Origin of the sequence: Nostoc sp. CMAA1605, from assembly GCF_021596505.1 — a bacterium.
In the GTDB taxonomy this organism is placed as follows: Bacteria; Cyanobacteriota; Cyanobacteriia; order Cyanobacteriales; family Nostocaceae; genus Trichormus.
Genome location: NZ_PJIZ01000012.1, coordinates 73,574 through 94,610, shown reverse-complemented (window position 1 = coordinate 94,610; position 21,037 = coordinate 73,574). Strand labels below are relative to the sequence as shown.

The 21,037-nt window shown below is 44.1% G+C and carries 12 protein-coding genes and 1 pseudogene; 4 read left to right on the top strand and 9 right to left on the bottom strand.

Annotated features, from left to right (window positions below; translation table 11 throughout):
* Positions 1-400 precede the first annotated feature (400 nt).
* Positions 401-1,855, top strand: a complete 1,455-nt coding sequence (locus CV014_RS06895) for an amidohydrolase (protein ID WP_236141347.1) — start codon at positions 401-403, stop codon at positions 1,853-1,855.
* A gap of 185 nt (positions 1,856-2,040) precedes the next feature.
* On the opposite strand, the gene CV014_RS06890 is transcribed toward CV014_RS06895, so the two are convergent.
* Complete coding sequence (locus CV014_RS06890) at positions 2,041-2,997, bottom strand: RNA polymerase sigma factor, RpoD/SigA family (protein ID WP_236141346.1); 957 nt, start codon at positions 2,995-2,997, stop codon at positions 2,041-2,043.
* 626 nt (positions 2,998-3,623) lie between these two features.
* On the opposite strand from CV014_RS06890, the gene CV014_RS06885 reads away from it, so the two are divergent.
* Positions 3,624-3,767 carry a hypothetical protein gene (locus tag CV014_RS06885; protein ID WP_236141345.1) on the top strand — a complete coding sequence of 48 codons (144 nt, stop codon included), beginning with the start codon at positions 3,624-3,626 and terminating at the stop codon, positions 3,765-3,767.
* Here the strand turns inward: CV014_RS06885 and carB are convergent.
* Positions 3,764-7,017: pseudogene (carB, locus tag CV014_RS06880) on the bottom strand (carbamoyl-phosphate synthase large subunit). The gene CV014_RS06885 and the pseudogene carB sit on opposite strands and share 4 nt — an antisense overlap.
* A gap of 562 nt (positions 7,018-7,579) precedes the next feature.
* On the bottom strand, positions 7,580-8,134 hold the full coding sequence (locus CV014_RS06875) for a Dps family protein (protein WP_103140065.1): 555 nt from the start codon (positions 8,132-8,134) through the stop codon (positions 7,580-7,582).
* A gap of 722 nt (positions 8,135-8,856) precedes the next feature.
* Here CV014_RS06875 and CV014_RS06870 point away from each other — a divergent pair.
* Complete coding sequence (locus CV014_RS06870) at positions 8,857-9,093, top strand: Asr1405/Asl0597 family protein (RefSeq protein WP_236141344.1); 237 nt, start codon at positions 8,857-8,859, stop codon at positions 9,091-9,093.
* A 70-nt stretch (positions 9,094-9,163) separates the two neighbouring features.
* Positions 9,164-9,790: a (2Fe-2S) ferredoxin domain-containing protein gene (locus tag CV014_RS06865; RefSeq protein ID WP_236141343.1), complete on the top strand. Its 627-nt coding sequence runs from the start codon at positions 9,164-9,166 to the stop codon at positions 9,788-9,790.
* Between the two features lie 166 nt (positions 9,791-9,956).
* On the opposite strand, the gene CV014_RS06860 is transcribed toward CV014_RS06865, so the two are convergent.
* From CV014_RS06860 to CV014_RS06835, 6 genes are all read right to left on the bottom strand, one after another.
* Positions 9,957-11,156: an IS4 family transposase gene (locus CV014_RS06860; protein ID WP_236141326.1), complete on the bottom strand. Its 1,200-nt coding sequence runs from the start codon at positions 11,154-11,156 to the stop codon at positions 9,957-9,959.
* A 464-nt stretch (positions 11,157-11,620) separates the two neighbouring features.
* Positions 11,621-12,415, bottom strand: coding sequence for a phosphonate ABC transporter, permease protein PhnE (phnE, locus tag CV014_RS06855; RefSeq protein WP_236141342.1), 795 nt, complete (start codon positions 12,413-12,415; stop codon positions 11,621-11,623).
* A 90-nt stretch (positions 12,416-12,505) separates the two neighbouring features.
* Positions 12,506-13,240: a phosphonate ABC transporter ATP-binding protein gene (locus CV014_RS06850; protein ID WP_236141341.1), complete on the bottom strand. Its 735-nt coding sequence runs from the start codon at positions 13,238-13,240 to the stop codon at positions 12,506-12,508.
* A 155-nt stretch (positions 13,241-13,395) separates the two neighbouring features.
* On the bottom strand, positions 13,396-14,370 hold the full coding sequence (locus CV014_RS06845) for a phosphate/phosphite/phosphonate ABC transporter substrate-binding protein (protein ID WP_236141340.1): 975 nt from the start codon (positions 14,368-14,370) through the stop codon (positions 13,396-13,398).
* Between the two features lie 505 nt (positions 14,371-14,875).
* Complete coding sequence (locus CV014_RS06840; RefSeq protein WP_236141339.1) at positions 14,876-18,928, bottom strand: DNA-directed RNA polymerase subunit beta''; 4,053 nt, start codon at positions 18,926-18,928, stop codon at positions 14,876-14,878.
* Positions 18,929-19,034: 106 nt separating this feature from the next.
* On the bottom strand, positions 19,035-20,912 hold the full coding sequence (locus tag CV014_RS06835; RefSeq protein ID WP_103140059.1) for a DNA-directed RNA polymerase subunit gamma: 1,878 nt from the start codon (positions 20,910-20,912) through the stop codon (positions 19,035-19,037).
* Between the last annotated feature and the right edge of the window lie 125 nt (positions 20,913-21,037).

Sequence of the window (21,037 nt, the reverse complement as noted above, 5' to 3'; positions counted from 1 at the left end):
CGCGTTGTTGGTATGGTACACGCCAAACTGTACCTACTTGATTAGGGTGAAAGTGTGGGGGTATAGGTAATTGAGTTGTGTTTTGATTGTACATATTCATATCAGTAGTTGAATGGTGAGCGATCGCCTTTACCGAGTTGACTTCTTATCACTATGCAGATTTTGCCTTGTAGTATGTATCAATTTTAAATAAATTAACAAGCCCATGTGGGCTGAAATTCCTGTGATTACAGCCTTACTTATTTTTTATTGGTAAGAAAAGCAACAAATTAGAAAAAGATGATTAAAATTTTTAGCCTCAAACAGTATTAGCAGTAGTATCAGCGAAAATACTGACTAATTCCTAGTTAAGAATTAGACGTATTTTTGGCTGCAAGAAAAAATACTGAGGATGAATAGTGTGAAACACCAGCCTCGAAAATACTATAGGCTATTAATTTTCTTTGTCTGTACTGTTTTTATTACCTTTGTCGGTCAGGTAGCGATCGCCCAGAGTAATTATCGCTGGGGGAATCGAGGTAAACAGTCAGTAGAAATGATCGTTGATGGTGATTTTATTGTCACCATGAATGAAGCCCAACCCGTAATTAAAAATGGTGCGATCGCCATTAAAGACGGCAAAATAGTGGCTGTAGATACAAAAAACCGCATTATGGCATCTTATCGAGCTGCCAAGATATTACCAGGTGACGGTATGGTAGTCATGCCAGGTCTGGTAAATGGTCACTCTCATACCGCAATGGTGCTGTTTCGCGGTCTTGCTGATGATTTAAGCTTAGAAGATTGGTTACAAAATTATATTTTCCCCGCCGAAGCCAGATTTGTTGACCAAAATTTCGTTCGTGTTGGTGAACAACTGGCTTGCTTGGAAATGATTCGTGGCGGTACGACAACATTTGTTGATATGTATTTTGAGCCGGATATTGCTGCCAAAGTTGTTGATCAATGTGGTTTGCGGGCTGTCATTGCACCTTCAGCTATAGATTTCCCCAGTCCTGGGTTTCGTGGTTGGGATGATGCCTTTGCGGCAGCTGTAAATTTCGTGCAACGTTGGAAAGGTAAAAACTCTAGAATTATCCCAGCCCTCGCGCCCCATGCACCTTACACTGTCTCGCCAACACATCTCACACAAGCTATCCAAGCGGCTCGTCAATATGACGTACCATTGACGATTCACCTAGCGGAGACACAAACCGAAGTCCAAGATATCCAGCAGCGATACAATGCTACTCCAGTCAAACACCTGGACAATCTTGGCTTCCTAGAACCACGAGTCTTTGCTGCTCACGTAGTTTGGCCGAGCAATAGTGAAATCAATCTCATGGCGCAACGTGGTATTGGTGTCATCCACAATCCCGACTCGAATTTGAAACTTGCGTCTGGCTTTGCACCAGTTCCGGCGATGGTGAGGGCGGGAATAAAAGTCGGTTTAGGGACTGATGGTGCTGCGTCTAACAATGATTTAGATATGTGGGAAGCAATTCGTCTGACTGCCCTTATCCATAAAGGCACAACCCTTGACCCCACGGCTTTACCAGCCAGAACAGTCTTACGTATGGCTACCCTTGGTGGGGCGGAAGCTTTGGGTTTAGCAGATCAAATTGGTGCGATTAAAGTAGGAATGCAAGCAGATTTACTACAAGTCAATCTGACGGAAGCACACCTAACTCCTCTTTACGATGTCATCTCCCATTTAGTTTATGCAGCTAGAGCAGACGATGTAGATAGCGTGATTGTGAATGGACAACTGCTCATGTACAAACGGAGAATGCTGACACTTAACCCTGAGCAAGTTAAGCGAGAAGCTATTAGGATAGGTGAACGGATTAAAGCCGAATTACGTCCATTGGATTAAGGGTGTAGGGATGTAGGGGTGTGGGGGTGTAGGGGAAGAAAAAGTGTTTCTTCTATATTTTGCTGGTGCATAGTTTAGTAGGGTGCGTCAGGATTGACGCACCCTACTGGTGTGGCTATAACGGGTATCTTGGAAGTGTAGTATTTAGCCTCAATAGTCCCAATCACTGATCTAATGACTAATGACTAACTAGCCAAATACTCATCCATACTAGTCTTAGATTTACGTAGCTTGGTTAAGGCTTCTCTCTCGATTTGTCGGACTCGTTCACGACTAATGTTGAGAATCTCGCCGATTCTGGCCAGTGTTAAAGCTTGTCCATCCATTAAGCCAAAGCGGAGTTTGATCACTTCCCTTTGCTGGGGGGTGAGTTGTTCCATCAGTCGCTCTAAATCGTTAGATAGAGAAGACTGCATGACGAACTCTTCAGGAGACGCGCCAGGATCTTCTAGCATTTCTCCTAATTCGGTGTCGTAGTTATCTCCTAACCGTAAGTCTAAAGATAAGGGTAGGCGAGCTTTTTCTAAATATTCTCTTACCTGCTTAGGTGTGAGATCCAATTCACTCGCTAGTTCTGAGGCTGTAGGCGCGCGTCCTAATCTTTGTGAAAGCTGACGCTGTGCTTTTTTAATTTTGTTAAGTTTCTCAGTAATATGAATAGGTAGGCGGATAGTCCGCGCTTTTTCGGCGATCGCTCTGGTGATCGCTTGGCGAATCCACCAATAAGCATAGGTAGAAAATCTGTACCCTTTGGTGGGGTCAAATTTCTCTACACCCCGTTGCATTCCAATACTACCTTCTTGGATTAAGTCCAATAAATCGACGTTGCGTTTAATGTACTTCTTAGCAACGGACACCACTAGCCGCAAGTTAGCTTCTACCATCCTGCGTTTAGCAATTTCACCTTCGGCGATCGCTTCGTTTAATTCTGCTATATCTAATTGTGCTGCTTGCGCCCACTCTTCTAAGCTTGGCTCATGACCTAACTTATTTGCTAGTTCCTCTCGCACTTCCTGCAACACGGATGAACGTTGTACCTGTTTGCCATAACAAATTTCTTCCTCGTGGGTTAAGAGTGGTACACGGCCAATCTCACGCAGGTAAGTCCGCACGAGGTCTGTGGCTGTCTGAGCGGTCTTCATGGCGCTACTCTTTGGTAATGTTGGACTTGTTGGTAGGGTCATTAACTGATAGATGCTCTTTGCCGGTACTACCCAGCTAAACTGGGGTGTCTGTTATTTTCTACAATTTGTGCAACCGATAAATCTCAGTTGCTATAGGAATCTTCACTGGGTCTTTAACTGCTAGAAGTTACAGTCATTTCCTGGCCTGTACAAGTATCTAGGGTTAGATAAACAATGAGAATACAAAAATCTTTGTATCTAATATTTGTTAACAATTGTAACATTTATGAGAGGTTTTTGGGTACTGGTAATCATAAATTTCTGCACGCATCAAGATATAGGTAAATCAATCATTCTCAGTGTACTACCAAAATAGTACACTGTAAAAAAACTCATTCCATCCTGAATCAAGCATATAGTTGTGATACTTCCCGATTACGGTAATACCCGCCAGCTACTTTAACCTCACGACCGAACACTCTAGCTAACTTTGACTGGAACTAGCTGGTGAAGTTTCCGCAGAGAGTGATCACTTCCTCATATTTGTTAAAATATCTCAATAAAAACCATAATTATTTTTCTATAATAATTACTTAATTTTCCTTGTAAATACTGCTTTGTGTAGATTCGATGGGGATTGGGGATTGGGGATTGGGGATTGGGGATTGGGGATTGGGGATTGGGGACTGGGGATTGGGGATTGGGTAAGAAATTCTACCTTGTCTCCCTTGTCTACCTTGTCTACCTTTCCCCCTGCCCCCTGCCCCCTGCCCCCTGCCTCTGATTAAGAGCAGTATTCCTGGATAACTTTTACATCCAAGGTGGTATTTTGCATGGAACGGATGGCTGCAACAGTGGCCTTTGCACCGGCGATGGTGGTGATGATGGGGATTTTGTAGGCTAAACCTGTGCGGCGGATTAATCTAGCATCAGTTTGGGCTTCTTCCCCAGATGGCGTGTTGATAATCAGTTGGATTTTCTGATTCTTGATGGCATCAACTACGTGGGGACGACCTTCATGTAGTTTTAAGACTAACTCGACATTTAAGCCATGCTCTTTTAAAACTTGGCGTGTGCCGAAGGTGGCCATAACTTTGAAGCCTAAGTCAATGAATTCTTTGACTACGGGAACGGAGGCGGCTTTATCGCGATCGCTCATGGAGACAAACACCGTTCCTGTGAGGGGCAAACGCTCTCCAGCACCTAATTCTGCTTTGGCGAAGGCGCGACCAAAATCGCTATCGATACCCATTACCTCACCAGTGGAGCGCATCTCTGGGCCTAATATTGTATCAGTTCCAGGGAATTTATTAAAGGGCAAGACTGCTTCTTTAACTGCGATGTGCTGGGGAATGACTTCTTGGGTAAAGTTCAGTTCTTCTAAAGTTTTCCCTGACATGACTAAAGATGCTAATTTCGCCAAGGGAACACCTGTAGCTTTGGAAACAAAAGGTACTGTCCGAGAAGCGCGGGGGTTAGCTTCCAAAATATACACTTGGGGAGAATAACTACTAGCACCAAGGACAGCAAACTGAATATTCATCAAACCCACTACAGAAAGTGCTTGTGCTAGTTGAATAGTCCAAGTGCGGATTTGATTTAACACGGCTGGCGGCAGGGAAATTGACGGCAGAGAACAAGCCGAGTCTCCTGAGTGGATTCCCGCCTGTTCGATGTGTTCCATGATGCCACCAATAACTACCCGTCCGGTATGGTCAGCGATCGCATCTACGTCAACTTCAATGGCGTTTTCGAGGAACTTATCAATTAAGATGGGATGGTCTGGCTCTACCTGTACCGCAAAGGTCATATAACGTTCTAGTTCTGAATCTGAGTAGACGATTTCCATCGCCCGTCCCCCAATACATAACTAGGACGTACTACCACAGGGTAGCCGATGCGTTTCGCCACAATTAACGCGTCTTCATAACTGCGGGCAATTCCATTGGGTGGTTGAGCAATATTTAATTGTTTTAAAATCTGCTCAAACCGTTCGCGGTCTTCGGCGGTGTCGATAGAATCGGGGGATGTTCCCCAAATTTGAGTGCTGAGTATTGAGTGCTGAGTGCTGAGTGCTTGTTGGAGTGGTAATGCTAACTTTAACGGCGTTTGTCCACCGAATTGGACGATGATTCCAACTGGGTTTTCTGCTTCGATGATGTTGAGGACATCTTCTTTGGTTAACGGTTCAAAGTACAGGCGATCGCTGGTATCGTAATCTGTGGAAACTGTCTCAGGGTTGGAGTTGACCATAATTGTTTCATAGCCTGCACCCTTCAAGGCATAGGCAGCATGACAGCAACAATAATCAAATTCAATTCCCTGGCCGATGCGGTTGGGGCCACCTCCCAAAATCATGACTTTGGGTTTGTTGGCGGGTAGGACTTCGGTTTCTGATTCGTAGGTGGAATAGTAATAAGGTGTAAAGGCTTCAAACTCTGCCGCACAGGTATCGACGGTTTTGTAAACGGGAATGACTCCTAATTCTTGACGATAGGCGCGCACTTCGTCTTCGGTGGTTTTGGTGGCGAAAGCAATTTGGCGATCGCTAAATCCATCGCGCTTGACAGCATACATTTGCTCTTTAGTCAACTGCTTGAGGGGTGTCCGCTTCAGGAATTTTTCCACCTCTAAAATTTGCTGCATTTTATCTAAGAACCAAGGGTCAATTCCTGTGAGTTCGTAGATTTCCTCACTGGTAATCCCCAACTGTAAAGCATGACGCAAGGCAAAAATGCGATCGGGGTTGGGTGTGCGTAACAAGGCGCGGATTTGTTCGCCACTGGGTAGTTTTTCGGCTTTGTCACAACCCCAGCCGGCGCGTCCAGTTTCGAGAGAACGCAAAGCTTTTTGGAAGGATTCGTTAAAAGTCCGCCCAATCGCCATCGCCTCACCGACGGATTTCATTTGGGTAGTAAGTACGGGTTCAGAACCAGGGAATTTCTCAAAGGCGAAGCGGGGAACTTTAGTAACAACGTAGTCAATTGTCGGTTCAAAGGAAGCTGGGGTTTTTTTGGTGATGTCGTTTTTAATTTCATCCAAGCTGTAACCCACAGCCAACTTTGCCGCCATTTTGGCAATTGGGAAACCTGTAGCTTTAGAAGCCAAGGCGGAACTGCGAGACACACGGGGATTCATTTCAATGACAACGACATCCCCATCCACTGGGTTAACGGCAAATTGAATATTAGAACCACCAGTTTCTACCCCAATCTCGCGGATGATTTTAATCGCCATATCCCGCAACCGTTGATATTCTTTATCGGTGAGGGTTTGGGCTGGGGCGACGGTGATGGAATCACCGGTGTGAATCCCCATTGGGTCGAGGTTTTCAATAGAACAGATAATTACTACGTTATCTGCTAAGTCGCGCATGACTTCTAGTTCATATTCCTTCCAGCCCAGGAGGGATTGATCGATGAGAATTTGGGAAACGGGACTGGCATCAATCCCGACTTGTGCCATTTCCTCAAATTCTTCTTGGTTGTAGGCGATACCACCACCCGTACCACCCATAGTGAAAGCTGGACGGATAATTAAAGGATAGGTGCCGATGCGTTGGGCGATCGCTTTGGCTTCTTCTAAGGATGAGGCTGTACCACTGGGGCAAACTTTCACCCCAATTTTCGCCATTGCATCATTGAAGAGTTTCCGGTCTTCGGCTTTTTCGATCGCGTCTAACTTCGCACCGATTAATTCCACTTTATATTGCTCTAAAACGCCATTTTTCGCTAGAGCAACCGCCAGATTCAGGGCTGTCTGTCCACCCATTGTTGGCAACAGCGCGTCTGGACGCTCTTTAGCGATGACTTTGGCTACTAGTTCTGGCGTTAGCGGTTCAATGTAAGTGCGATCGGCTGTTTCGGGGTCAGTCATGATAGTTGCTGGGTTGGAATTAACCAGCACCACTTCATAACCCTCCTCTCGCAAAGCTTTACAGGCTTGAGTTCCAGAATAGTCAAACTCACAGGCTTGACCAATCACAATCGGGCCAGATCCTAATAACAGTATTTTCTGGAGGTCTTGACGGCGGGGCATAGTCGTTGGGTTGGAGTACGAGAATACAAATCCTGACTATTTTAAAGTTGTTTCACACCTCTGGTGTTGTTTATTATCAAGTTTTCTCAAATTGGATATAGGGTATGGGAAATTGGGCATGGGGCATTGGGCATGGGGCAGGGGGGAATTTCTTACCCAGTCCCCAGTCCCCAGTCCCTAGTCCCCAATAACTAACATTTATTTTTCATAACTCTTTGAAGTTAAATGTCTTTACAAGAATATTTTTTAATTTCTGCATAGATTAATTTCAAAAAATTCTCAATAATTTAAATTACTAGTGACACTTATCTGCATTCTAACTATGATTTTTGGCTGGTGTTATGGAATTTCTAAATATTTTTTTCAAGTTAGCAAATTTTTCCTGATGTCATCACAAGTACAAATATTATCAATTAAGCAATTGCTAATATTTAGCAATTGCTTGAGAGTGATTAATATAGGTAGAAATAACAAAAGGTAGAAAGCTTCTACACCTTCTACCTCTTGTCATATTTCTATCAATCCATTTTGGTGAAATAACAGAATCTCAATTACCAGGAAATTAATTTTGGGCAGGTTGAACAAAACCCAAGGTTAAACTGTCTTTAGCTAAGAAGTGAGCTAAGTGGTAAGCTCTTTCCTCAGTTTTTAGAAGAATTTTTTCATACATATAGCGTGTACCACGATCGCCTAGACTCTCTGCTTGAGCAGCTTGACGACGGATAACGTTGATGACTGCTTGTTCTGCTGCTAGGTCGTTTTCTACCATCTTGCGGGAAGAATAGACACCATCAGATTCTTGCTCAAAACAGGTTAATTCTGCCAACTTACTGAAAGTCGCCGCAGGTACACCACCTAACCCATTTAAACGCTCACCAATCTCATGGATGTGGTCTTGAACTTCCTGATAGCTTTCATTAAAAAACTCATGCAGTGAGTGAAATTCTGCACCTTCAACTACAAAATGGTGCTTTTGATACTGCAAGTACAATGCTTGAAAACTAGCCAGAAGCACGTTTAATCCTTCGGTGACTGGTGCAGTAACGCTGCGATCTAGTAATACTGGATTGTCGTAAACTTGACCAAAATTTTGTAACAAAGTTTGTGTATCTGCCATTGCTCTCCTCGCTTTTCAACAGTTAATGTTTGTAACTGTTAAGTCCCTACATATTAACACCATAAAAATGAAATTTGCCCCTATCTCTAGCATAGATTTTGAAATTTTTTGTAATCAAAGTTTCAAAGCAAATTTCCTAAAAGTGCATGATTGTACATACGTTAATTAACATTTAATTAACATTTGATTAAGCTTATTTAGTTATCGAGTTATTTACTTAGATGTATTGATATTTCAATTCATATATCAATACCAAAAAGTTTTTATCTCTCATGAGTTATCTATTCTCTGTGAAGACAAACAGCAGATTTTGAGACTTACATAGGGACAATATCCCCACCCTGGAGCAGTAGGGGTATAAAATCACCGTTTAACCTGAAAAATGGGAATTTTATGGGCTTTAACTAGCTGAAATACCCGATTTTTACACTAAAGTCTCTCTCAGAGAGCAGATTGGCTGGCAAAAGACAACCATTTTCACTCTTCATAGACTTTTTATGGAATCTGGAAACTTGCCGCCGTCTAATCATGCTATTTGAGTGTCATCTGTAAGTTTCGTAGAGGATTTTTACAAAATTTTGATTTTTTTTAGCAAACTAACTGAGAATTGTTTGCACTTAGGTTATTCTAAATAGGAGAACTGTACTTCAGAATTTTTTGAGGTATGGAGAGTAGTCATACGATATTTGTTGCAATTTAGTTGCACTTTGGGGGATATTCGCTTGCAATCATTCCTTTCACAAATCACACAGATTCACACTGTAGAAGTTAATTGGTTAGATCGTTGGCAAGTTTATCAACGCTTGCAGGAGTTAGAAATTACCTGTTGGTGCGAAGCTAATCAACCATTGAAGGTGGAAATTAACACTCCTTTAGCTGCTGTGCAGTTTTGGAGTGTGATGCAGCAGTTTACAGCTACTCGTCAAGATTTAATTTCGGTGCTGAAACGCGGCTGGTAGAGGGTTTTTAAGTTCATAACTGCTACAGGATGAATCAAGCTCAAAGTTAGTTAGTAAGGGATAAAAGTATATGGGTGTATATCACAGCAAAGAAGTAACAGAATTTTGTCTTGAGGGTAGGTTTGTAGATTTTGTGATTGAGGATGGTTATAAGCTTAAAGGCTTATTGCTAGGGACTTATGATGGGGAATGTTACGTTAAACTGGCTAAAAATTTAAGGTATAGTTTTGACTGGCGGTTGCAGCCTGGAACTTGGTTACAGGTAGTGGGTGAGAAAAAATGCGATCGCAAAAGTGGTGAAGTCAAATTCAAAGCAGAACGGGTGATGGCTGCGACTGGTACTATCTCTGCACCACCCCCACCGCAACCACCGAAAACAAAAGGCACAATTTTGATGTGTCAAAAATCCGATTGCATGAAGCGTGGCGGAAATCGGCTTTGTCAAGCATTAGAATCAGCTTTAAGCGATCGCGGTTTAGAAGACCAAGTAACAATCAAAGCTACCGGATGTATGAAAAACTGCAAAGCCGGGCCAAATTTAGTCATGCCCGACAAAACGCGCTATAGCAGTGTTCGCGCCGATCAAGTGCCATTACTCATAGATAAGCATTTTGCTGATCACAGTCGAAAGGACGAGCAAGTAACAACATCTCAACCACATTTTAATGAAACAGTTGTCAGAGTAGCTACGATTTAATGATAAATTTTTGAAAGGCAATTTAGTGTGTTCTCTTAATTTTCGGCTAAAAAACTTGCGAGGAATTTGCAATAGGTGTAGATATGCTCTTCATATATCTACACCTATTGCAAATTCCTCATTTTTATGTTGGTGATGATGATTTGCTCAGAGGGTGACAAGCTACCTATAAAGGTTGGTGCATAAGGGAGAGGGCATAAAAGCCACGCTGAAAATAGAGTCGTTTATGGGGTTTGAGGGCAATCAGACTCAAGACCCAATCAGCCCATAATTCCATCCCATAACGCCATCGTTGTCCGTAGAGTCCAAAGCTAAAGTGACTCTGGCGTGGGGTCTGGTCTTTGTGTGATTGGATACGTCCAGCATAGATATCTATGCCTAATTTTTTCATTTGTTGCCCCTGCATTGTCGCCAAACTATAAGCTAAGGCAATCAACAAGACTAAGGCTAAAAAACGGGTGTCATTAACCTTGGTATCTTCCAAGTTATAGCCACTTGTTTTATAATCCTTGAACATTTGTTCAATACCCCAACGACAACGATAGACTGCCAATGCTTGTTGTAATGTTGGGAGGTTAGTTAAGATATACCAAGGTTCTTTTGCTCCCTGATTATTATATTTTCGTTTCCAATAGATAGCCAGATTAAATAGTCCAATTCCATCCCCTTTATTGCACCTCACTCCCTGATAGAATTTAGACATTCCCGGTTGGAATCCCAGATTTTTTAGAACTTGATACTCCTGATTCAATGCTGTTTGGAAATGCAGGTCTTTTTTCTGCCTCAGAGCGAAGAATACACCCCTTTCATCCAGCCATTGAGCCAGTTTAGGACTGTGAAATTCTCGGTCTCCTAATACTAAAACCGGATAGTTTTTCAATAAAGTCAGCACTGTTTTTAGGAGACGTTTTTGAGTGTGAAAATTACTGTTTCCTACCTGTTTTAAAACCTCCCAATACAAAGGAAGAGCATGAGTTCCCCAGACTAAGCTCACCATAAATACATTTCTTCCCTGCCATTGGGTTCTGTCAATTGCGATGAGCCAATATCCATATTTATGGTGTTTGAGTTTCTGGAGACGACGACGCTGGTCTCGATTTAAGTTTCGTCCCCTTTGTACTTGTCTTATCCAATATTTTATCAAGGGAAACCATAAAAGTTTGACATGGAGTTGCGGCAAGTTCAAAAAGCGTTGTATGTTGCGTTTGCGACTGCCATATTGAATCGGTTGGGGAAAAACACTCGCTAAAACGGAGAGTTTGACCTGACGATGAACTTGTAGCAATAACAACAAAAGCTGTAAAGTTAGATACTGGGTTTCATTCAGATGGGTACGCAGGGTTTTTTGGTAAGATTCAGGAAACATATTTTTTCCAGGGAGCCGCAAAAATGCTCCCTATTTTTTGTCTCCACTATCTTCTCAAAGTTTTGTCCCATCTAGCTTAGAGTTGCCTTGTCACCCTCTCAGGATGATTTGATAATCAGTCAGGACTCAATACAGTTCAGTTAAGAAAACAGTTTGTAGTAAGGACTTTAGTCCTCATCCAAGGACTGTTCGCGGAGCGTTCGCGTTAGCGTCTCCAAAAGATAAGGGACTTCCAACTAAAAAAATATACAATCGCTGTGGTGAGCAGGGGGGCAGGGGGCAGGGGGCAGGGGGAAAAATCAAAATATTCTCTCTCGGAAATTGAATAATTTATTTTCTGGAAGTCCCTAAGAGTAGACTCAAAAGCGCAAAAAAAAGACGCTATGAGCCAATACGGTTCAGTTAGCGTCAAAAATATCAACCTGGATAAGTTGGGCAAAGCGAAACCCAAAATAAATATCGAATTACATTGAATCTAAGCGACGACGGAGTTGACTGCTAAAACTATCAATTACAGTCACTACTACCAACAACACCAACATCATCGTTGTGGCTTTGTTGTATTCAAAGCCATCAATATAACTTTTCAACTGAAAGCCAATCCCACCTGCACCGACTACACCCAAAACTGAAGCAGCGCGGATATTGTACTCAAACATCCATAGGGTATAGCCCAAACCCAGGGGTAAAACTTGGGGTAAAATACCGTATTGAGCAACTTGGAATCTGGATGCTCCCATAACTTGCAACGATTCTAAGGAGCGATAATCAACAGCTTCAATTGCCTGTTGGTAGAACTTTGCTAGATAGCCAATAGTATAAATTCCTAAAGCTAATGTCCCTGCGGGTGCGCCTAAACCTGTAGCAGCGACAAAAATTAGTCCCAAAATAATTGAAGGGACGGAACGAACCGCATTTTGCAGTAAGTTAGCTAACCATTGTAACCAACGCGGCGCAACATTATTGGCACTAGCTACAGCAATGGGTAAAGAAATGATTGCGCCAATAGTTGTTCCCCATAAAGACATCTGTACAGTCTCAATGAGTCCTTTAAGGGCTATGTCAATAACTGCTGGGTCTGGGGGGAACAATCGCGAGATAAAATCGGTGATGTAAGGCCAGCTTGAACGCAACAGTTCAAAATCAACCTTTAGTCCTCGCAATGCCCAGCCATAAACGATCACCAGAATTAGTAAAATGAGTAAGGGATTCACCCAAGGATAACGACGAAAGAGTTTTGAATTTAACAATCGACTCATGGTTTATACTGAACTGTTAACGCTCTCAAATAACTCAAAACTCAGGAGAAAGTGATCGGCAGACGAGCAATTGCTTGGGATTGCCCTTACTCACGGAGAAACTTGAGCAAATTTTTCTTGTAAATTATCGCACATTCCATCATAAACTACACGCCCAGCCTCTAAGACGATCGCACGCTGGGCGTATTGTGCGGCTATACCCAAATCATGTAAAACTGTAACAATTGTCATTCCTTGTTCGGTATGCAATTGTGATAAGGTTTCCATCACCTGCTGACAAGCGATGACATCTAAGCCGGTAATCGGTTCATCAGCGAGAAGAATTTGTGGCGACTGAATCAAAGCACGAGCGATCGCGACTCTTTGTTGTTGTCCCCCGCTTAATTTGCTGGTTTTTTGATCAGCTAAGTCTCTGAGTCCCAGCTGTTCGAGTAATTCTAAAGCCAGTTTGCGATCGCGTTGAGGAAAACCCAACAAAGTCTGCCAAGTGGTTCTAACTCCCAGTCTGCCACACAAGACGTTTTCTATCGCTGATAACTGGGGAATTAACCCGCCACCTTGAAACAACATCCCCACATCGCGGCGGACTTGAGATATTGTCCGAGATGTCATTTCTATGCCATTAATACGGATTCCACCTTTTTGGAAAGGAACTAATCCCACTAGCGATCGCAGTAATGTCGATTTCCCTGCACCGTTTAGCCCCAGTAAAACAACAAACTCCCCTTGCTTGATTTGGCAATTGACCCCATTGAGGATAGGACGATTTAGAGATGCAGCATAAGCCGTCTCCAAATTGTAACAATCTATTACAAAATCACTCATCCTCAGCCTCAGTCAATTTTATTAATTAGTTTTACAGTGGGGAGTGCTGAATTGTCAGTAACTGATAAAAGTGATGTTTACTTCCTAAAAGTCTTTTTCCGTCACCACTTAATACTCAATACTCAGCACTCAGCACTCAGCACTCATCACTCTTTCTATGGTTCAATTCCAACACGCTGGAGTGCTTCACGCACTGGTTTTAAATGGCGAGTGTGATCAACTCTAACTAGTTCTGTAGAGTTGTACAAGCTACGCAGTAATTGATTATTTTGGGACTGGTTTAACTTCAGTAAAGCATTGATGATTTGTTCTCTTTGGGGTGCGGGTACGTCATCATCAATGGCGATACCGTGAGCAGGTACACCGGAGATTTTGTGTAGTACGCGCAATTTGCTTTTTTCCTCGGCGGTGATGTAGGGGGGGAACAGAGCATATTCTGAGACTACAGCTACATCAGCTTGACCACGTAAAACGGCTTGTAAAGCTTTGCTGTAGTTACCACCGTAGGTAATTTGACCAAAAAAACCATCCATGCGATCGCGGTTAGGAACAAATCCCTGTTTTACTAACTCACTCACTGGGAAAATAAATCCTGAACCAGAGGTGGGAGAAGTAAAAGCCATTCTCTTACCCCGCAATTGTTCCAAGGTTGCTTTAGGCGTATTTTTGGTTTTCAGATTGCTATTGCTAGGAACAACAAATACTGAGTTATAAGTATAACGTCCAGAATAGTTTTCGCGGACTTCTGCTAAATACAAACGAGCATTAGCTAATTGTTCAGCTTTCAGTGCGGGACGACTGCTCAAGAAAGCTACATCAGCACGGTTTGCTCTTAAAGCCTCTACCGCCGCCGTATCATCGCCTATCTGTGCTGTTACGGGAATACGTAGTTCTTTAGATAAAAATGCCGCCACAGCATTAGCTTTACTTTGCAAGTCTGTGGAATCTGAGCGACTAGGAAAAACAATATTTAATCGCTTTTGACTTTGAGCCAGTAAGCGTGGTGCTTGTTGATTATTTGTAGAGTTAGCATTGCTGGTTTGCATAACTCCAAAAGTGCTGACTGCTATACCAGTCAACGTTATGAATGCTGCACCAGCACTCAACAAGCCTTTTCTGCTCACACTCATTTTTAATTCTCCATTAAAACTATTTGCAAAAATAATGCAAATTAATATCAACTATCCCGATTTATGAATCTAGAGGTTTTAGGAATAAAAGTCAATAGTTGTGATCTATACAGCCCCAGAAAGGAGAATCATGCAGTCATACCAATTCGCAATTCGCAATTCGCAATTCGCAATGGACTTCGTCCCGCTTCGCTAACGCAATTCGCAATTGAGGAATCGTGACTTGACAAGGGTTTCTGGGTTTGGATCTGTATCAAAACTTTAGTGAATTGGTATCAGTGATGCGGTAAATATGTAGCTACAACTCGAATTAATTACAAAAAGCCCAGATTGGTGGACTGTTCTAGAATCTCGAATACTACTTATCCCCACTTGGTATTAAGTATTTCGATGACCTTTCGACCTGCGAGGGAACTATTACATTGCAGGATGGTGATGAATCAACAAAAAAAGGCAAAAGAATTTAATCTTTTGCCTTTAAAATTTATCTGTTTACTAGTTGAGTTTAGTAATCATCATCGTCATCATCGTCATCATCAACTTCTTCATAGTCGTCGCCTTGGTCGTCTTCTATGAGGTCGTGAATTTCATCTGCGATTAATTCATCATCATCCAGAATCGCCCGACGACCAGCAAATCCGCTATCCAAGCCAGGCGCGTCTAAGTTGTAGGCGCGTGCTGTGCGGTCATCGAGAACCATGTCTAGTGGGTCATCGGTTTCATCTAAAACGCTGCTGGTGTCTAGAGTTGCGTAATCATCGATCATTCCTGGTTCATCGTAGGTGTTGTAACCAGTTCCCGCCGGAATCAAGCGACCGATAATAACGTTTTCTTTCAAGCCACGCAACCAATCAGATTTACCTTCAATTGCAGCTTCAGTCAGTACCCTTGTGGTTTCTTGGAAGGAAGCCGCAGAAATAAAGCTATCGGTATTTAAGGATGCTTTCGTTATCCCTAATAATACTGGGGTGTATTGCGCTCTCGCACCACCAGTAATGGCCATTGCTTCATTCACCTGTTCAACTTGACGCAGTTCCACCAACTCCCCAGGAAGCATGGTAGTATCACCACCATCATCAATTCTGACTTTGTTGGTCATCTGGCGCACGATGACTTCGATATGTTTGTCAGCAATATCAATCCCTTGGGATTGGTATACCATCTGGACTTCGTTTACCAAGAAGGTCTGCACCTTTTGTAAGGCGTGGCTAGCACAAGCATATACGCCATCCTCTGACCCCAAGCTGAAGAAAACTTCGAGAATTTCGTGGGGGTTGGAAGGGCCATCACAGAGGTTGTCTCCGGCTAAAACATGAGAACCATCGAGTACAGCCAGGTTTTGACCGGGGCCTAGTGGGTAGTCAGTAACTACGCCGTTGGATTCTATCACTTTGATGGCGATCGCTTCATCACCATCACCATAGACAACTTTCACTTCCCCGCCCCGTTTGGCGAGAATGCAAGCCTCCTTGGGTTTCCGGGCTTCTAACAATTCTTCAATCCGGGGTAAACCTTGAATGATGTCTCCGGTTTTCGCCCGTTCAAAGACCAACAGCACTAAGTTATCGCCCCGTTGTACCAAATCACCGTCTTCTACTTGCAATACTGCACCAGGACTGACTCGGTAGGGACGACCGACACGGATAGTGATGGCGTAGTTTTGTGTGCTGAGTGCGCTAGATTCCCCTGCTGTTTGCTGATTCCCTGCACTCTTAACGGAGACAACTTGACCAGATTCCTCAGCGAACACACCAGGAGCAATTTCTGCACCAGCCACAATTAAACTACCTGTTTTCACCTTGGGCTGGACACTGGTATTGACTGTCACCATGTCACTGTGACGCAGCACCAAACAACGGCGTACTGCTTCCGTACCTTTTTGTACGCCCCTCACAATCCCGCCTTCCTTAGACAAGATTTGGGTACGTGCTACCACCGCACCAGGCGAAATCATATCGCCTTCTTTGACTTCCAAGCTGGTTTGGGTACTACCTTGAGTCGCATCAGCCGCAATATCACGCCGAATCACTAAGGATTCCAAAATTACCAACTGTAGGCGTTGAACGTCGGCATTTTCTGTGTCAGGAAGTAATTCAATATCCGCAGCCAGAGGCGAAGCGTTATGTTCTTGTTCCCCTTCTTGGTCAATTTCCAATACCAACTGAGTACGTAAAAGCTCCACACCTTCCACAGATTTGACTCGTTCGGAATCTTTGTAAGGTAAGCGTTGTACTGCCCGTAGTTGAATGGAACGACCTGTTTGTTGACTAACGGAGGTAGTAGAAGGAACATCGGGCTGATTGGGGATGGCAAACTCCACAACCGGACGGCTTAACAGTGCGGGGCCTTCTGGTGACTCCACATACTGGATATAACGCAGTTCAGGGAATACCCGTCCCAACAATTCTTCACCAGCAGGGAGGAATGTATCATCACGTCCCATAACTGCTTCTGGGTCATCGGCCATCAGCAGTTCTCCTGGCTTGATGACTACTTCCCGCAGAATGTCGTTTTTCTGGGTGACTTCCACAACCCCGTTGTTTTGACAGAAGATGTCTTTGACTACTTCTGATCCAGCTTCTACATACTGGCCATCTTCTACCAACAACAGGGAGATGTCTTTATTGACTTCGTGGGTTTCTTCGGGAATCCACAACAGTGTGCCGCCCTGTACCACTTCGTAACCCAGCTTGGCTTTGCCTTTCTTCTGGACTTCTACGCCAGCGAACTTCAGCATCCCACCGGTGGTGGTGCGGTAGCGGTCATCAATCAATTCAGCTACCACTTGACCATTCTGCACTTTTGTGCCTGGTGTAGCCCGCAGGTTAAACACTTGGTTATTACCTGTGGTGACGAGGTAGTTGTTGCGCCCTTGGGAACTTTGAACGGTGACTGTTGCTTGGTCTAAAACTACCGAAGCAGTGATAATTTCAATTTCCCTGGTACTCTTTCCTGGGGTAGCTTCTGGTAGACGAACTACACCACCATGTAATGTGGTGAGTTTAGTTTCTGCCAATACGCCGTTAGTTTCTACGGAGTCGCCGTTTTTGACTACTAATTCTGCTCCAGGGGGTAAGTTATAAACTTCCCCAGACAAGATCCAAATTAGACCACCTCTAGCGGCTGTGGTGGTGGTGTTACCTTGACGGTCGGTTTTTTGTTCGGGGACAACTTCGGCAAACTTCACTTCTCCAGCTAAGTCAGAAGCCACATCTTTCACAGCTTTTTCTGTGTTTGTCCTGGTAGTCCGTCCACCCAGGGCAACTTCCGCCAGTAATTGGCCTTGTTTTACCTGCTGTCCGTCAAATACGTATAATGTTGAACCTTGGGTAACTTGAACTTCCTGGGGTGTTGGTGTTTCTTCACCTTCTTTTGGTGGTTCTAGAATAAACACACCATTGCTTTCTATGTATAAAGCATCTTCCCCGTGACGAGTCCGATAGGGTCTTGTCCGTAGTTTCCGGGGTAGTTTAACAGTCCCATCAATTTTGGAACGGACTTGTTGCGCTACTTCCCCAGTGAACACACCGCCAGTGTGGAATGTCCGCATGGTGAGCTGGGTTCCAGGTTCACCAATACTTTGAGCAGCGATAATCCCGACGGCTTCACCTAAGTCTACCATTTTGGCGTGTGCCAAACTCCAGCCGTAGCAGTGTTGACACACAGAACGGGCGGCTTCACAGGTGAGAGGCGATCGCACTAAAACTTCCGTCACCCCAGCCTTTTCAATTTCCTTAGCTAAGTCATCAGAAACTGGGGTATTACGTGGTGCAATTACTTCTTTAGTAGTGGGGTGGATGACATCTTCTCCCACTACCCGACCCAGCAAGCGTGTAGACAACTTGATTAAAGTCTTATTCCCTTCAGTCATTGCCCGTAGGGGAATCCCTCTGGTAGTACCACAGTCAATTTCCCGAATGATTACATCCTGGGATACGTCCACGAGACGGCGGGTCAGATAACCAGAGTCGGCGGTGCGTAACGCTGTGTCTACCAAGCCCTTACGCGCACCATAAGAGGAGATAATATATTCCGTTACAGTCAAACCTTCACGGAAGTTAGTTTTGATAGGTAAGTCAATAATTTCCCCTTGAGGATCTGCCATCAGTCCCCGCATCCCTACCAACTGACGCACCTGGGAGATGTTACCCCGCGCCCCAGAGAACGCCATCATATATACAGAGTTGAGGGGATTGGTCTTTTTAAAGTGGACTACCACTTCATCTTTGAGGGCTTCACTAGTACCGTTCCAGGTGTCAATTACCTTTTGAAAACGTTCTACTTCGGTAATTTCCCCTCTTTGATAACGGGCTTCGGTAGCGCGAATTTCTTCCTCGGCTGCTTCCAATAGACTCCGCTTACTGGGAGGAACCATCAAATCATCCACACTAATCGAAACCCCAGCTCTTGTCGCATAGCGAAAGCCTAAATCCTTCAACTTATCCGCCATCACCGCAGTACGCGCCGTCCCATAATGGGTGAATGCCCAAGAGATCAAATTTCTCAGTTGACCTTTGTCAACGACGCGATTGCGAAAAATCATTTTTTCGTTAGTCATTAGTCATTAGTCCTTAGTCAATAGTCATTAGTCCTTAGTCAATAGTCATTAGTCATCGGCCAAATAATTTTGACTCTTAACTTTTGACTATTGACTATTGACTTTCCTAACTAGCAAGTGCTTCTTGAATCGCTTTATTGTAAATAACGCGACCAGGGGTTGTGCGTATATACTGAGAAATTAAGTTGCCCTGGGCATCTTCTCGGACACGGCGGAACTTGTACATGACAGTCCGGCTACCGTCTTCGTTATTTACCACTTCCTGGGGTTCGGTGTCTGGTTGCTCGGTTTCCATTTCACCATCAAACCGCACGTATATATAGGCGTGCAGATCAATTTGTTCTTGCTGGAAGGCCATGATCACATCATCCAGAGACCCAAAGAATCTACCTGCGCCTTTGGTAGCATCGGGGTTTTCCGCCGTCAGGTAATATGCTCCCAATACCATGTCTTGGCTAGGAGTGATAATTGGTCTACCCGTCGCTGGTGACAAGATGTTGTTAGAAGCCAACATCAATAACCGCGCTTCCGCTTGGCTTTCCAAGGATAGGGGTACGTGTACCGCCATTTGGTCGCCGTCAAAGTCAGCGTTAAAGGCGGGACAAACTAGCGGGTGTAGTTGAATGGCTCGACCTTCTACCAAAATTGGCTCAAACGCCTGAATACCCAAACGGTGTAGGGTAGGCGCACGGTTGAGCATGACGGGGTGTCCTTCGATCACCTCTTCTAAAACATCCCAAACACTGGGGTCAGAACGGGAGATGAGTTTTTTCGCAGCTTTGATGTTGTTCACCATGCCGCTACGAATCAAACGATTAATGACAAAGGGTTGGAATAACTCAATTGCCATTTCTCTGGGCAAACCGCACTGGTGAATTTTCAGTTTTGGCCCCACCACAATTACGGAACGTCCGGAGTAGTCAACCCGTTTACCCAGCAAGTTTTGCCGGAAACGTCCTTGTTTACCCTCAATAATGTCAGACAAAGATTTCAGGGGTCGGTTATTAGCACCAACTACGGTACGTCCCCGACGACCGTTGTCAATTAAAGCGTCTACAGCTTCTTGTAGCATCCGCTTTTCGTTGCGGACGATAATTTCTGGTGCCAGAATTTCTTGGAGTCTTGCTAAACGATTATTCCGGTTAATTACCCGACGATATAAATCATTTAAGTCGCTAGTAGCAAACCGTCCACCGTCTAGTTGCACCATTGGGCGCAAATCTGGAGGGATGACGGGAATAACTGTCATTACCATCCACTCTGGTTTGGAACCAGTAGCGATGAAGTTGTCAATTACCCGCAGGCGTTTAATCAGTTTTGCCCGTTTTTGCCCTTTGGCAGAGCCAATTTCTTCACGGAGGTTTTCCGCTTCTTGCTCTAAGTTAATATCAGCCAGCAGGCGCAACAATGCTTCTGCACCAATACCTACCTCAACGCCTTGTAACTGAGAGTCTTCGCTATAAATTTGGTCTTCGATTTCTAACCACTGGTCTTCGCTCAGTAGTTGTTTATAGCTTAAGGTCTCCGCGTTACCAGGGCTGAGAACCACATAGGAGTTGAAATAGACAATTTGCTCCACATCCCGCAAGGGCATATCGAGCAGGATGGAAATATAACTAGGAATTCCTTTGAGATACCAAACATGGGCTACAGGGGCTGCAAGTTTGATGTACCCCATACGATGACGGCGTACCCGTGATTCGGTGACTTCTACGCCGCAACGCTCACAAACAATCCCTCTGTGGCGGACTCTCTTGTATTTACCACAGTGACATTCCCAATCTTTTGCCGGGCCAAAGATGCGCTCACAAAACAAGCCATCCATCTCTGGTTTGAGAGTCCGATAGTTAATAGTTTCTGGTTTGGTGACTTCACCAACTACCTGACCATTGGGTAAGGTTCTTTCTCCCCATTGGCGAATCCGTTCTGGTGATGCCAAGCCGATTTTTACGTAGTCAAACTGATTAGTTTGGGCTGGTCTCATACTTAAGTGCTGAGTTTTGAGTAAATTATTCAATTAAAAGGCAAGGTTTTGAGAGATTTCTCAGTGCTGAGTGCTAATTGCTGAGATGGAGAAAACACTCAGCACTCAGCACTCAGCACTCAGCA

Coding starts and splice junctions, on each gene's coding strand:
- CV014_RS06890 (WP_236141346.1), bottom strand. CDS start 2,997: ATGAAGACCGCTCAGACAGCCACAGACCTCGTGCGGACTTACCTGCGT.
- CV014_RS06875 (WP_103140065.1), bottom strand. CDS start 8,134: ATGGCAGATACACAAACTTTGTTACAAAATTTTGGTCAAGTTTACGAC.
- CV014_RS06865 (WP_236141343.1), top strand. CDS start 9,164: ATGGGTGTATATCACAGCAAAGAAGTAACAGAATTTTGTCTTGAGGGT.
- CV014_RS06860 (WP_236141326.1), bottom strand. CDS start 11,156: ATGTTTCCTGAATCTTACCAAAAAACCCTGCGTACCCATCTGAATGAA.
- phnE (WP_236141342.1), bottom strand. CDS start 12,415: ATGAGTCGATTGTTAAATTCAAAACTCTTTCGTCGTTATCCTTGGGTG.
- CV014_RS06850 (WP_236141341.1), bottom strand. CDS start 13,240: ATGAGTGATTTTGTAATAGATTGTTACAATTTGGAGACGGCTTATGCT.
- CV014_RS06845 (WP_236141340.1), bottom strand. CDS start 14,370: ATGAGTGTGAGCAGAAAAGGCTTGTTGAGTGCTGGTGCAGCATTCATA.
- CV014_RS06840 (WP_236141339.1), bottom strand. CDS start 18,928: ATGACTAACGAAAAAATGATTTTTCGCAATCGCGTCGTTGACAAAGGT.
- CV014_RS06835 (WP_103140059.1), bottom strand. CDS start 20,912: ATGAGACCAGCCCAAACTAATCAGTTTGACTACGTAAAAATCGGCTTG.